The sequence below is a fragment of the Chitinophaga sp. genome (genome assembly GCF_035538455.1).
Classification (GTDB): Bacteria; Bacteroidota; Bacteroidia; order Chitinophagales; family Chitinophagaceae; genus Chitinophaga.
Genome location: NZ_DATLKJ010000117.1, coordinates 28598 through 45256 on the forward strand (window position 1 = coordinate 28598; position 16659 = coordinate 45256).

Genomic DNA, 16659 nt, shown 5'->3' on the forward strand with positions numbered 1-16659 from the left:
ATAGGGAGTTACAGAACTATCGTTTTTTTCTTACGCGAAGACGGAGCCACGGCGACGTTGTTCACCGCTATATACTTCGCCAGCGCTTCAATGGTAGGCAGCTGGAAAAAGGTGCGCACAGAAACCTGCATACCGAAATCCTCCTGGACAATTGCAGCCAGCCGCATTACCAGCAGCGAGTGCATACCCAGCTCAAACAGATTTTCGTTGATGCTTACACGTTCTGCTTCCAGTAATCTGCTGCAGATGGCTTCCAGCTTTTCTTCCAGTTCATTCGTTGGAGCTACGTATTCGCCTGTAACAGCTGCAGCAGCATCCACGTCAGGCAGCGCCTTGCGGTCGATCTTCCCGTTGGCGGACAACGGCATCTGCTCCAGCGTTACCAGGGCTGCCGGCACCATATACTCCGGTAACTGGTCCTTGAGCCAGGCCTGCATGGCGTCGTGGGTATAATGCTCCTGCGGTGTGACATAACCCACCAGCTGTTTCTGGTTGTTACTGTCTGCACGGGTAATCACTACCACCTGCTTTATCATCCCGCTCTTCTCTATCACTCTTTCTATCTCTCCCAGCTCAATACGGTAGCCGCGTACTTTCACCTGGTTGTCTATTCTTCCGAGGTGTTCTATCGTACCGTCGGGCAGCCATCTGCCGAGATCGCCGGTACGGTACATAGGAATGGCAGCGTTTTCACTGAACGGATCTTTGATAAATTTCTCTGCCGTCAGCTCCGGGCGATTGATATATCCGCGGCCCACGCCGATACCCGCTACGCATATCTCGCCAGGCACACCTACAGGACATAGCTGCATAGATGCATCCAGGATGCGGATATGCAGATTCTGTACTGGCTTGCCAAGCGGTACATTGATGCTTTCAGGCGTGGTATACATGAAATGGTGGGTGATGTCATCTGATGCCTCCGTAGGTCCATAAGCGTTCACCACCGGGATATGACTGTACTTCTCATGATTAAACCATTCGGCCAGTACCTGGCGGGGCACCGTTTCACCGGTTACCAGCAAATATTGCAGCTGTTCCGGAGATGTCTGAACATTTGTCACCAGTAATGCAGCCAGATAAGAAGGCACCACTTCGAGAATAGTAACCTGCTCTGCATGTACTAGTTTCAGCAACGATGTGGGTTCCAGTATATCATCAGCGGAACAGATAATAGTCTTACCACCGCGTAACAGGGCAGACAACATCTGCCATACGGAAATATCGAATGTATAGGAAGCTGTAAATGCCACTATGCTATCTTCATTTATCTCCAGGTCATTTACTTTGGCGAAGAGATGATTCAGCATACCGGCATGTTCAATCATAGCACCTTTCGGCTGGCCGGTGGAGCCTGATGTATAGATCACATATGCGAGCTGTGCAGGCACAGGCAGCGCAGTTAATGGCGCAGATGGCTGATCGCTGATAAGCGCGGCTTCCTCATCCAACGATATTACACGCACATAGGTATGCGAAGGTTTATGATGACTGTTGCTCACCAACACTTTGGCGCGACTGTCTTCCAGCAGGTAATTGATACGCTCCGCGGGATAAGCCGGATCGATTGGCAGGTAGGCCGCACCAGCTTTCATGATGCCGATAATACACAGCACCATATCCAGTGAACGGCCTATACACAGCGGTACAATACTTTCCTTCTCCACGCCGGCAGCGATCAGGTAATGCGCTATCTGGTTAGTTCGCATCTCCACTTCCTGATAGGAAAGCGACTCCTTACCCATAACAAGCGCAGTCCGGTCTGGTGTAAGAACCGCCTGTTGCGTGAATAGATCGATGAATGTTTTTTCGTGCGGATACGCAACGAATGTATTATTAAAAGTGAACAGCAGTTGTGTTTTCTCTTCTTCACCGAGCAGGTTCAAGGCATCAATACCAGCCAAAGGTTCAGCTACAGCGCTTTCCAGCAGTTGACCGAAATGCCTCATCATCCGGTTGATAGTATCAGCATGGAAAAGGTCTGTGCAATATTCTACATAGGCAGTAATCTCACCATTCTTTTCCTCCATGGAAACGATCAGGTCAAACTGTGTGGTATTGTATTGTACAGACTCCGGCGACAACTGCAACCCGCGCATTTGCAGGGCCGGCAGATCGGGAGTATTCTGCAGTTCAAATAATACCTGGAACAATGGGCTTCTGCTAAGATCGCGCTCAGTCATCACTTCTTCCACTACCTTTTCAAAAGGCACTTCCTGGTTGTCATAGGCAGCCAGTGTAGTTTCCTTCACCTTTTGTACCAGCGACGCAAAAGAAGGATTATTTCCCAGATTGCTGCGCAGCGCCAGGGTATTCACAAAGAAACCGATAGCGCCTGCCAGTTCTGCCCTTGTTCTGCCTGCAATGGAAGAACCGATGCAAATGTCGTCCTGCCCGCTGTAGCGATGTAACAACACCTTGAAAGCAGCCAGCAGCGTCATGAATAATGTGGCCTCTTGCTGACGGGTAAAGCGGTATATTTTTTCCGACGTATACCGGTCGAGGGTAAACGAAGCAGCAGCACCGCGATTACTCTGGACCGCAGGCCGTGGTAAATCAGTTGGGAGTTGCAATGTTTCAGCACCAGACAATTGCTGTTTCCACCAGGCAAGTTTGTTTTCCAACCATTCGCCTTGTATGAAGTCGCGCTGCCATACCGCATAATCTGCAAACTGTACAGGCAGCGGATCCGGTTGTATTTCAGGGATATTATAGAACGACAATACCTCTTGCAGGAATACGGATACAGACCATCCATCAGAAGCAATATGATGCATGGTGATCAGCAGTACATGCTCATCCTGCGGCTGGCTGATAAGATCAGCACGCAGCATATGGTCTTCCGCAAGATTAAACGGCTTATTCAATAAACTGGTCAGATACACTTTCAACTTAGCCTGATCATGGTATTGGGCATCGTCTGTTATACCAAGCTGCCACTCGTTTTCGTCCAGTATATGCTGATAAGGTTTTCCCTGTTCCTGCAAAATCACGGTACGCAATACCTCATGGCGGTTCACCACTGTGCGCAATGCATGGGCCAGTGCGTTGCGGTTCAATGCACCCTTCAGTCTTACCACCATCGGCACATGATAAGCCACAGTCCCGTTCAGCTGATCGAGGAACCATAAACGTTCCTGGCTATACGAAAGCGGAATGCGCGAGGGCCGGTATCCGGCAGTGATGTCAGGCAATGCATAACCATTGCTCTTTTGGCTTAACAATGTAGCCAGCCGGACAATAGTAGGATGAGCGAAAAAAGCGGAAATTGTTATTTCTGCCTGCATGGTTTCACGTATGGCGGCTACCACACGGGTTACCAGCAGGGAGTGGCCTCCCAGCTCAAAGAAGTTAGCTGTCGTGCTTACCGGCGAAATACGCAGCAGGCGTTCCCAAATGGCTGCCAGTTGCTCTTCCGTTTCATTTGCCGGAGCGGTATAATCAATAGTAGCAATAGCGGTATCCAGGGCCAGCAATGCTTTCCTGTCTGCTTTTCCGTTGGAGGTAAGCGGTATCTTTTCCACTTCTACCAGTCGGGATGGAATCAGAAATACTGGCAGCCTGCCACGGAGATAATCAAGTAATCCCTCTTTATTGAGGCCGTTGTGAGATACGATGAATGCCACCAGGTACTTGCCATCGCCATCACCGGTATTCATCAACACCACGGCCTGCCTCACGTCTTCGTGTTGCAGTAGCACACTTTCAATCTCTCCAGGCTCAATACGGTAGCCACGGATCTTGACCTGGTCGTCTATACGGCCCAGGTATTCAACCGTACCGTCTACAAGTCTGCGGGCACGGTCTCCTGTACGGTAAAGTCTTGCACCGGGTGTAGTACTGAAAGGATCTGCCACAAATTTCTCTGTGGTCAGCTCCGGTTGTTTCAGATAGCCCAACGATACGCCGGCGCCACCTACATACAGTTCGCCTGGTACACCCAGCGGCAAAGGCTGCATGTCGCTGTCAAGGATATACGCAGTTCTGTTGCCCAGTGGACGCCCGATAGGAATGCTTTTCCCCGGAACTACTTCCCTGACATGGAAGGTCAGTGAGAAGGTAGTATTCTCCGTGGGCCCGTAACCGTTAATAACTACCGTCGCCGGATATGCAGCGATGAACCGGCGGACGTGTTCTTCCGACAGCTTCTCGCCTCCTACCATTACAGCTTTCAATCCTTCAAAAATAGTAATATCATCATCTATCAGCTGATTGAACCAGCTGGCAGTAAACCACATCTTGGTAACACCCCGCTGGTGGATCTCCTGCTTCAGTAGTTGGTTGTCCAGTAACCTCTTTTCATCACAAAGCACCAATTGTCCGCCATTAAGGAGCATGCCCCAATATTCAATAGTGGTTGCATCAAATGAGGAGGAGCCGGTCGACAACAACACATCCTGCACATTAAACTCCAGGAAGTTACCGCCCTTTGCCAGGCTGGTAACGTTGCAATGTGTCACCACCACGCCTTTGGGTCTGCCTGTGGACCCGGATGTATACATCACATAAGCCGGAGACTCCGGGCGCAGATTCAGCAATGACGGCACAGATGGCGATGATAGTATCTCCGGCAGTTCATCTACAGTCACAAAATCCGCGTTCAGCACTTCTTCCCGTAATGATCGCTGTTGCAGGGAAGTCGTTACGATGATTGTACTCCCTGTATCTTCCAGCATATAACGTATACGATCTCTGGGATAAGAAGGGTCAACAGGCACATAAGCACCGCCGGCCATCAGCACCCCCAGCACCCCTGTGATAAGATCCGTGGAGCGCTCAATGCACAAAGGCACCAATGCACCTTCCTGTATGCCTCTGTTGCGGAGATAATTCGCCAATTTTCCGGCCCGGACCTGCAACTCTCTGTAGGTAAGGCTTACAGGCCCTGCTGCTACAGCTACAGCATCCGGCGTAAGTGTGGCTTGTTCTATGAATAAATCGACAATCGTCTTTTCTGAGGGGTAATCGGTAGCCGTTGCATTGAACGTTTCAATCAGTTGCCGCTTTTCTGCGGGCCGCAGGATCTCCAGTGTGCGCACGGGTTGCGCAGGGTCTTTCAATATAGATTGCAATAAAGTTTCGTAGTGGCCGTACATCCGTTGTACGGTGTCTTCTATGAACAGCGCAGTGTTGTATTCAAGATAAATGCTGATACGTTCCTGCTTCTCTTCCATTACCCAGGTCAGGTCGAAGAAGGAAGCGCTTCTGATCAGTGGTTCTTTGGTTATGACTACGTCGCCTATACGGAGGTCGGGCATGGCCGGTACGTTCTGAAATACGAACATGGTATTGAACAGTGGGTTCCGGCTCTGATCGCGCTCTTTTACTACGGCTTCCACCACTTTACCGAAGGGAACGTCCTGGTGTTCATAGGCATCCAGCAGAGTGTTTTTCACCTGCTGAAGGAATATATTAAAGGCCGGATTGCCGCTCAGATCACTGCGCAGGGCCAGGGTATTTACAAAGAAACCGATCAGCGGTTCCAGTTCTGTATGCGCCCTGCCTGCCACGGCGCCTCCGATGCATATATCATCCTGCGCACTACAGCGATGTAACAATACCTTGAATGCAGCCAACAGCAACATATACAGCGTTACGCCCTGTCGCTTCGCCAGCTGCTGCAACGCAGCGGTAGTGCTCTCATCTATGTCATAGAGCAAATAAGCGCCGCGATTACTTTGTACTGCCGGGCGCTCAAAATTCTGCGGAAGCGCGAGCGCTACGGCGCCTTCCAGCTTATTCTTCCAGTAAGCAAGACGTTGCTCCAGTACTTCGCCCTGCAGATGGTTGCGCTGCCACACGGCATAATCTATATATTGCACATCCAACACCGGTAAATCAGGTATGCGCTGCTCTTTATATGCAGCATAGTGTTCCACCAGCTCGTTGATCAACACTGCTGTAGACCAGCCATCCCCTGCGATATGATGTATCACGAGTACCAGCATATATTCATCATGTGCCAGTGTGATCAGCTGTGCGCGCATCATATGATCATGCTCCATGTTTACCGGCTCATAAATATAGCCGTACAGGTGCGCCTGCAATGCGGCCGGGTCAGCCATTATAGCTGTACCGTCAAACCGGCTGAGTTGCCATTTCTCTTCCTCCAGCAACAACTGAAAGGGAACGCCGTTCTCTTGACGTATCACGGTACGCAACACCTCGTGACGGTTGACGATGCTGCGAAGCGCATGCTCCATCGCAGCTACATCGGGAACTCCTTTCATCCGGAGCGCCGCCGGCATGTGATAATGCAGTGAACCTTCCAGCTGATCAATGAACCAAAGACGCTCCTGGCTGAACGATAATGGCGCTGTATCGCCAGACGACCTGCGCCGGGCGCTGATCTTACTATTAACTGCCGCCGCAGGCACTGCGTCATTATATTCCCTGAAATAGGTCAGTAGCTTTTCCTTATTAACTTTCAGCGTTTGCAGAAAATTCGGATCAACCTTCCTACGCTGATCTGTTTTTAATACCAGCTCGTTGCCATCAGAAGAAACCCTGATACCCAGGCCCCTCGCCTGCTCCAGGATTTCAGCAACATCATTCAAATTGAAGGCAGACATGCTTGTCATAATTAATTAGTGAGATAAAAGGGACTATAATCTGATCTCCTGTTCCTCTTCCGTGGCGACCATTACCTCCGGCTGATTAATCCGGATGTAGGCAGCCAGTGCTCCGATCGTCGTCAGTTTAAAGAATGTTCTGACAGAGATATGCAAACCAAACTGTTCGCGCACAGTAGCGCCAAGGCGCATTACCATGAGGGAATGCATCCCCAGCTCAAATAGATTATCATTAACACCTATACGTCCTGATTCCAGCAGTCTGCGACATATCTCTTCCAGCGCCTGTTCCAATGCGGTTTCCGGCGCCACATATTTCGTTTTCAATACATCATCGCCAGGAGCTGGCAGCGCCTTCCTGTCTATTTTACCATTGGGAGTGAGCGGAAGTTCAGGTAACAGCACCAGCACATCTGGCACCATATATCCAGGCAACCTGTCTTTCAGGTATGCTATAACTGTATCATTATTGTAGCCTGGGTTTTCAGTAACATATCCAATGAGACGGTTGTTACCATCTGGCCCCTTCCTTGCCAGTACAACAGCCAATCTCACCATTGGATGTTGTTGCAGCGCATTTTCGATTTCACCCAGCTCAATTCTGAAGCCGCGGATCTTTACCTGATCGTCTATACGGCCCAACATTTCAATAGTGCCGTCAGGCAACCATCTTCCGAGATCGCCGGTGCAGTACATGCGTACAATATCATCAGCCTGGAAGGGATCTTTCACAAACTTCTCCGCAGTTCTTGCCGGGTCTTTGAGGTAACCTCTCGATACGCCGATACCTGACACGCTTATCTCACCTGCAACTCCTACAGGGCACAGCTGGCGGGCTTTATCAAGAATATAAATACGGAGGTTCTGAATAGGTTTGCCCAACGGAACATTATTGCGTTCCGGTGCTGCATACATGAGATGATGCGTAATATCATCTGATGCCTCCGTAGGCCCGTAAGCGTTAACCACCGGTATACCGCCTAAATCCTTGTGTTCAAACCATTTCACCAGCAGCGACCGGCTTACCGGTTCACCAGTCACCAGTAGATACTGTAGGTTTTTCAGCGCCGCGGCACTTTCCTCCTGTAACAGCGCTTCAAGATAAGAAGGCACCACTTCCAGTATGGTGATGCCATCATTCTTCAATGCCTGTAACAATATCCGGGGAGTAAGCACCTGTTCTTCCGTATACACTGCAGTGGCTCCGCCTCTCAGGAGGGGAGCGAACATCTGCCACACTGAAATATCGAATGTGTAAGAAGCGGTGTAGGCAAGCATACAGGAAGCATCTATCTTCAGGTCGTTCACTTTGGCGAGCAGATGATTTAACATACCGCCATGTTCCACCATTACGCCTTTGGGCTTGCCTGTAGATCCTGAAGTGTAGATCACGTAAGCAAGATCGGAAGGTGATGAAGAGGTGGGCAACGGTGATACCGGCTGTATGTCAAGTAAAGTGGCATCACCGTCGATCTCACAAATCCTGATCGTTGTAATGCCTTCCAGCTTTTCGCGGAAACGGCTGCTGCTCACAATGATACCCGCATTACTTTCTTCCAGCATATAAGCAATCCTTTCAGCAGGATATTCCGCTTCTATGGGCACATAGGCGCCACCGGCTTTCATAATACCCAGGATAGCGATAATCATTTCCAGAGAACGTTCAATACAGACAGGCACCAATATATCAGCCCCGATACCATTACTTCGGAGGTAATGCGCCAGCTGATTGGCGCGTTCATCCAATTCTTTATAGGTCAGTGATGTATTTTCAAACAGGATAGCCATCGCATCAGGGGTTAATGTAACCTGCTCGGAAAACCGATCAATAAAGGTGCTCTGATCTGGATAAAGAGTTGCCGTATCATTGAATGCGCCCAACAATTGTTGCTGTTCCATTGCGCTCATTATCGGCATCGTTGCTATTGATTGTTCTGGTGATTTAATCACGGAGCGGATCAGCTGTTCGTAATGCGAGGTCATACCGGCAATAGTTTCAGGGCTGAAGAGGTCCAAGCAGTATTCTACATATCCGCTTAAACCATTTTCATCTTCCTCAAGGCAGAAGCTCAGATCAAACAGGGTGGTAGTATGACCTACAGGCTCGGATATGGGCTGCACCTTTCCCAGCGTGATCTTCGGCACCTCTGGTGTGTTATACAGTTCAAACATCACCTGGAAGAGTGGCGTTCTGCTCATGTCTCTGTTTTTCTCCACTGCCTCAATAATTTTTCCGAAAGGAACTTCTGCGTACTCGAATGCTTCCAACGTGGTTTGTCCTACCTGTTGCAGCAATGTGGTGAAAGCGGGCGCTCCATCCAGATCACTGCGCAAGGCCAGTGTGTTCACAAAAAAACCTACCAGTCCTTCCAAATCTTCATTTGACCTGCCGTCAATCGAAGTTCCGACACAGATATCAGTCTGTCCGCTATATCGGTATAACAACACCTTGAAAGCCGTCAGCATAGTCATGAACAGGGTGGCGTTGTGCGCTCTCCCCAGTTGTTTGATCTGGCCGGTGAGCTCTTTATCAAATCTGAAGAAGTGTTTGGCACCGCGCGTGCTCTGCATAGCTGGCCGGATATAATCTGCAGGCAGGTCCAATATGGCGGTTCCTGTCAATTTAGTTTTCCAGTAATCAAGTTGTACAGCTGCTTCCTTGCCTGAAAAATACTCCCGCTGCCAGATGGCATAGTCACCATATTGCAATGGCAGGGGTGCCAGTTGCGGCGTGCGCTGTGTGATGTATGCATTATACAATTCGTTCAGCTCATGGAAGAGGATATTGACAGACCAGCCATCCAGTGCAATATGGTGGATAGTCAGTAACAATATATGTTCATCTGTATCCAATGGGATCAGGTGCGCGCGCAACATATGATCTTTCGACAAATCAAAGGGAATGTGCACCAGCTCTGTCAGATATTCCTGCAGTCTTTCTTTATCTTCTCTGAGGCCGGGATAACTGGTTACTGCCAGCTGCCACAGGTCTTTATCGAGCAGCCTGGGTTGACCTTCGCCATTTACTTCCGTAATCACGGTCCTTAGCACTTCGTGCCGGTTTATGATATTGCGGAAAGCATATTGCAGCGCCGCTTTGTCCAGCTCACCTTTGAGCCTGTAGGCCATGCGTTCGTTATATTGTACGCTCCCATTCAGCTGATCGATAAACCACATGCGTTCCTGGCTGAATGATAAAGCGGCCTTTGTCTGCGATGATGATACAGACAGCGCTTGGCTGCCATTCAGCTTTACGGGTTGCTCCTTCTTTGCGTCTGTTGATGGCTTCTGCAGAAAACCGCCCTGCTGCAGGTCATGAACACTGTCTCTGATAGACCTGTAAATAAAATCGATATCTTCATCGGTATGAGCATCAGATAAGAAACAGGTTCTGCCTTCCCATACATATACTCCTTTCTCCAGCAGGTGATAGAAGAACAGATCCATATTGGTGTTGATGGCGAAATAGAACAACGATCCAAAATGATATACCTGCATAGGCACATTATTTTCTGCGAAAAGAGCAGAGATCTTACTAACGAGACTAGCCGTACGAATATTTAGCTGCTCCTGCAGGGAAGGACCCCGACGGTCCAGCTCCTGGAGCAAGGCAAGGCTGCTCACCATACTCAGCGGATGCTTGCAGAAAGTACCAGCAAAGAAGGTGGTATCTGAAGTAGGAAAAGAATCATCTCCATATTGCCACATACCGCCATCCAGTGCATCCATATATTTTCTCTTACCGGCAATAACGCCAATAGGAAGGCCCCCGCCGACTACTTTACCATATGTAGCCAGATCTGCCTGAATTCCGAAATGCGCCTGCGCTCCGCCAGGGTGCACACGGAAACCAGTAATCATTTCGTCAAATATCAGCACCACACCTTCCCTGGCAGTCAGCTCCCGCAATGCACGGAGCAGCGCGGCAGGCTGATAGCCTGGTCGACGGCTCTGTACCGGTTCCACCAATACTGCCGCAAGTTCGTGGATATGTTTTTGTATATGTTGTACCGCATCAGGATGGTGATAGTCAAACAGGAGCACGTCAGCTACCATGTTCTGTGCAACCCCCGGCGCCATGGGAATACCATTGTGAGCGGTTTCCAGATCTTCCGGCATCGCCAGTGTACCATCAAAGTGACCATGATAGGAACCGGTAAACATGGCCACTTTCGTTTTTCCTGTCACTGTACGTGCCAGGCGAATGGCTGTCATCACCGCTTCTGTTCCTGAGTTGTGGAAACTTACTCTTTCCATACCGGTCAGTGAGGCTATCAATGTAGCTACCTGGCCTGCCAGCGGCGTTTGCGGCCCAAGCTGAAAGCCGCGCTGCACCTGCTGCTGCAGCGCCTCTATGATAACATCCGGACAATGTCCAAGCAAGTTTACACCAAATCCCATTGCAAGGTCTACATAGACATTACCATCCACATCTGTGATCTTTGCACCCTGCGAAGCTGTGGCCTGTATAGGATATAAAATTTCTTTTGTGGAGAAGCGGAAGCCTGCTGATGCCCGGTTATCGGCCAATACAGGGCGGTATTGCTGGGCAAGCGCTTTGGATGTTTTTGTTTTCTGTGTATACCTTCTGATGAAATCATCCAGGTAAACCTGCTGTGCAGGTGTATAACCGGTCTGTCCAGGTTTGGTTTCCATCTTTGGGAAGATGGATTGATGTTTTTTAGGTGTTGCAGATTGACCGTTTTGCTGGATCGTCAGCTTTTCCGCAACAGGCGCCTGATATCCAGAAGCAGCTACGGCATTGTTTTTCAGCGCCAATGTATTTACAGGGGACACTATGGTTTTACCGTTGCCGTTTACAAGATCATCTGCAACCACCCCGCCGGACAACAACCGGAGTTGCTGCGCCATCAGGTCATACTGATAACGTCCATGTTGTGACAACAGTTCAAGCTGCTGCTGCATAAGCTGGTAATAATCAGCGGCGGCGGCTGGTATCCTGCCAGGTATCATGTCTGCTACAGCCGCCGGAGTTGCCGGCGCTGGTGTTATCTGCGACTCTTCCATCGCCGGCAGCGGGTTTTCCAGCTTTCCATGTTTTACAATATAATCTGTCATCAGATCAATCGTGTTCAGTTCCTGGAATACCTGTTTGATAGAAAAATTCAGGTCGTACTTTTTTTCTACTCTCTTGATAACACTGGCAAGTACCAGGGAATCAGCTCCCAATTCCACCAGCCGTGTGTGTATATTAATTTCTGCAGGGGATATTTTCAGCAGATTTCCGAATACGGTGGTGAGGGAAAGCAGTATATCAGCCCGGTGGTCTGTCTGCGCTTGTATAGTGATACCCATAGTGTTTGTAATTTTTTTGATATGCTGATCGGTTACAGAGGATTGAATATTATCCGGACCGGCCCAGTAACGTTGGCGGATAAACGAATAACCGGGCAATTGAACCCTATGATAGGGTTGATGGTCGAAAAATTGCTCCCAGTTAATGGGAGTGCCTTTTAGATGCAATGCCATCACGCTTTGCAGCATAGTACTCCAGGAAGATTGTCCGAGGTGCATGCTACGCAATAATCTGTCTTCACTGTAGTCGCCTGTAAGCTGCGCAATGGACAGCAGATTGGGTTGTGGCCCCAGCTCCATCAGTACGCTGGGATCGAAGGCTGAAAGCTGTTGTAACCCTTTCGAAAATTGCACCGGCGCCACAATGTGTCTGCACCAGTAATCCACTGTTGCCATCTCCCCGGAGATCACTTCACCAGTTACATTGGAGATCAGCGGCAGCACCGGCGTATAGTAAGTGATCTGTTCTGCTACTTTCCGGAACTCATCCAGTATGGATTCCATCAGCGGTGAATGGGAAGCATGCGATATCAGTAGTTCCCGGCTGCTGATCCCCTTCGCTTCAAATGATTGCAGGGCGCTGGCAATGGCCTCCTTCTTCCCGGATATCACTGTCAGCTCCGGCCCGTTTATCACGCCAATAGCAAGATCTCTGCCATATGGACTTATTCCTGCTGACACCACATCCTCAGATGCGAACACGGTAGCCATCGCGCCCGGTTCTTTTACAGCCTGCATCAGACGCGCTCTTTCTGTCACCAGTTTCAATCCATCATCCAGGCTGAATACGCCGGCCACGTAAGCTGCCGCATACTCTCCCAGACTGTGCCCTATCACCACTGCCGGATATACGCCCCAGGATTTCCATACGGCAGCCAATGCACAGGAAACGGCAAATATCGCCGGCTGGAAATAAGTCATCTGTTGCAACAGCAGGTTAGCTTCATCTTTATCCATGCTATAAAGAAGAGTTATCAGAGAAAACCCCCAACGTGGCTCCAAGTAATCGCTGCAGTGGTCTAATACGCTTTTGAACAAGCGGTTGTGATCATATAACTCTTTGCCCATCCCCCAATATTGCGAACCTCCGCCGGTAAACATCCATGTCGGTTTGCCCGCCTGCAGCGCCGCCATTCCCTGCAATTCTATACCTGGCGCGGCGTTATCAAGATATGCCTGCAGATGTTTATGAACAGTATCAGCTACACTAACCTCTATGGCTATACGGTATTGAAAATGATCACGAGTAAGCGCTGCGCTATAGGCCAGGTCCTGTACGGAAGCAACATGTTCCGGCTGCGCGAGGTAGCGGGTTACCAGCGCCCGCAGACTTGCCGGCGTTTTTGCAGACAGCAGCAGCGGATAAGAAGGGAATGATATGTTTTTGGTAGCTACCGGTGCAGCCATCTCCGCTTCTTCCAGTATGACATGTACGTTGGTACCACTCAATCCGAATGAGCTGACTGCAGCTCTCCTCTTCCCGTCTGTTGCCGGCCATGACATTGGCCTGTCCACTACCCTCACGGACATATCCTGCCAGGGTATAAACCGGTTGGGAGTATGAAAATGCAGGTTGGCCGGCAACTGCTTGTGTTGCAGGCAGAGAATTGCTTTGATCAGTCCGGCAATACCAGCCGCAGCTTCGAGATGACCAATATTTGTTTTCACTGCGCCAAGCAACAATGGCTGTTGTACATCTGTATGCCTGTAAACGGCATTCAGCGCCTGCACTTCTATTGGATCGCCCAGCTGCGTACCCGTTCCGTGTGTTTCTACATATTGTACAGTTTCCGGGGCAATACCAGCATTTTTCAGCGCTTTCTTAATCACCTGCTGCTGAGCCACGCCATTAGGCGCTGTGAGGCCGTTGCTCAGGCCATCATGATTTACAGCAGAGCCTTTAATCACCCCCAGTATATTATCGCCGGCAGCCACCGCATCGCTCAGCCGTTTCAGCACAACGATGCCGGCGCCTTCGCCTCTTACATAGCCATCTGCGCTGTCATCAAATGTCTTGCACAATCCGGTAGGCGATAAGGCTTTCATCCGACATAACTGGATAGTCCCATCCGGGTCCAGTATTATATTGACTCCTCCTGCAAGCGCCAGGGAACATTCATCGTGCAGCAGACTTTGACATGCCTGGTGTACGCTGAGTAGAGAAGAAGAGCAAGCTGTATCCAGCTGTATCACAGGACCATGAAAGTCCAGTACATAAGCGATCCGGCCTGCCGTAACGCTCCTCGCTGTGCCCAACAAACTGAACGCTCCGTTTGCCTGTGTATCATCTGTGTCTGCAGGTACTATTTTCTGATAATCATCTGTGGTTGTTCCAATGAAAACACCACTCTCACTGCCTCTCAGGGCAGATGGTCTGATACCCGCATGCTCCAGCGCCTCCCAGCATACCTCCAGTAACAGCCGCTGCTGTGGATCTATATGCACAGCTTCCCGGGGTGATATACCAAAAAACAAGGGATCAAACTGATCCACCCCTTCAATGAAACCGCCGGCGCGCGTATACATTTTACCGGGTGCATCTTCATCAGCAGAGAAATGCCGCGCCACATCCCAGCGATCTTCCGGTATAACGGCAACGGCACTACGTTGCTCCGTTAGCAGCTGCCAGAAATCTTCTGCAGAATGAACACCCCCTGGGAACCTGCATCCCATACCGATAACCGCAATGTTATTATCATCAGCATTGCTCTTTCCACGCTCTTCATGTACTTTATGATCAGGAGTATTCACCCCTTCAAAGTAGGCCGACAGCATTGCTATCGTTGGGAAATTATAAATAACTGTTTTGCTTACAGTAGTCCCCAGCCAGTTTTCCAGGTCTCTGGCCAGTTTCACTGCCATAACGGAAGTCATTCCATATTCCGCAAATGTTCTTCCGGCGGCCAGTTCGCTGGCGGATATCCGCAGGTCCCTCTGCAGCCACTCCTGTAACCATATGCGGATCTTTTCTTCGCCAGCATGCTGCACCGGCGTTACCGGTCGTTCGGCAGCTTTCAGTGCGTTATCTATTTCAGCGATAACATCATTGAAAACACCATTGATATACTCTTGTACAAACTGGTGCCTTTTTACCTTACCGCTGGTAGTTTTAGGGATCTTCCTCACCGGCAGTACATGACTTACTTCCAGTCCCAGTTCCCTACTGATAAAGCGTTTCACTTCATTGGTCACTGGCAGGAATTTTTCTATGGAAGATTTATGCAGGATGAATACTGCTATTGCTTCAGAACCGGTTTCAGGATCAGGTACGCCACATGCCACCACTTTACCAGTTTCAATACCATCCAGCTTTTCCACCGTCTGTTCAATATCGTGCGGGTATATGTTCATACCATTGACAATGATAATATCCTTTACCCTCCCAACTATATGGAGATAACCATTCAACAAGAAACCGACATCTCCGGTATTCAGCCACCCGTCCGACTTTGTCACTGCTTTTGTAGCTGCATCATTGTTGTAGTAACGGGAGGCAACGCTAGGCCCGCTGATCCAGATGATACCGACATGACCATCTTTCAGCGTATGTCCCTTTGAATCTTTTATCTCCAGGTACATACCCTCCATCACGGGTCCTACATTCACAACTTCCAATACGCTGCCGGAAGGCTCTTCATTTCCGGGGTTCACTGCTTTAATAGCATGGCCTATCGCCAGGGATTCTCTTTGTATGTGAAGACTTTTCAGCGAAGGGAGATCATTTGTGAATGACACTTTCAGTGTGGCTTCAGCAAGGCCATAAGCCGGACGCATGGCTGATTCATGCAGGTCATAAACTGAAAACTTATCCATGAAACGGCGACACAGGGATGCTGCAATCGGTTCAGCGCCGTTGTATATTATGCGCAGATTGGAGAGATCCAACCCTTTCAACTTCTCCTCTGAAAACTGGTCCAGGCAATACTTATATCCAAAATTGGGAGACCCGGTAATAGTAGACCGATGCTCGCCTGCTTTCTGCAGCCACAACATTGGATGACGAATAAAAAGGTCTGTCGGCATCAATGCCTGTGGAATGCCGGCTGCCATCGGATACAGATGGAAACAAATCAGACCCATATCATGTGTGAGCGGCATCCAGCTCAGCGTGCGATCGTCGCTCGTACATCCGTTGGCTACCAATGCGCCATATATATTGGCGACCAGATTACTGTGTTTCAGTTCCACTCCTTTGGGGTTACCGGTAGAACCGGAAGAGAACTGCACAAAAGCAATATCATCCGGCTTCACATCCACAAGAATGCCTGCCGGGGTATTCTCTCTCTGCTCATCCAGCAGCAGCACTTTATCGTAGAAAGTTTTATCTTCTGCACCATCACTATAGTCCTGTTTACTAACCTTTTCCAGATGCGTGGAAGTTGCCACGAGGTAGGGATTCTTCAGGTATGTCCTGATCTTGTACAGCTTCCGGGCGTTCTCGCTGTAATGCGTAATAGATACTGGCACCGGAATGATACCACCCAATATAGCTGCCCAGAAATGCAGAACAAACGTTTTGTTATTGTCGATCTGCAATACCAGCTCGTCACCTCTTTTCAAACCTTTGTGCTGGAGATATCCCAGCAGCGCTACTGCTTCGTTATAGAGCTGATGATACGACAGGAATTCCTCTTTGCCGGCAGCAATAATAAAGTGAACACCTTTATCCTCTACCCCTTTGTTGTTCGACAATATGTCTACCAGTGTGCGGGGCGGCAAATGATTTTTCATAAGTAAAAAGTTAGCGTTAGGCCTGTTCAGACCCGGTATT

Annotated in this window: 2 protein-coding genes; both read right to left on the bottom strand. The window is 49.5% G+C overall.

Annotated elements, in window-relative coordinates; all coding sequences use genetic code 11:
- Window positions 1-8: 8 nt before the first annotated feature.
- A complete protein-coding gene (locus tag VM802_RS14310) occupies window positions 9-6572 on the bottom strand; it encodes a non-ribosomal peptide synthetase (RefSeq protein ID WP_325531595.1) in 6564 nt (2187 codons plus the stop codon).
- Between the two features lie 33 nt (window positions 6573-6605).
- Window positions 6606-16619, bottom strand: a complete 10014-nt coding sequence (locus VM802_RS14315) for a non-ribosomal peptide synthetase/type I polyketide synthase (RefSeq protein WP_325531597.1) — start codon at window positions 16617-16619, stop codon at window positions 6606-6608.
- Window positions 16620-16659: the final 40 nt, after the last annotated feature.

What these genes read in the sequence shown, in the direction of transcription:
- VM802_RS14310 (WP_325531595.1), bottom strand. Translation starts at nt 6,572, where the DNA reads ATGTCTGCCTTCAATTTGAATGATGTTGCTGAAATCCTGGAGCAGGCG.
- VM802_RS14315 (WP_325531597.1), bottom strand. Translation starts at nt 16,619, where the DNA reads ATGAAAAATCATTTGCCGCCCCGCACACTGGTAGACATATTGTCGAAC.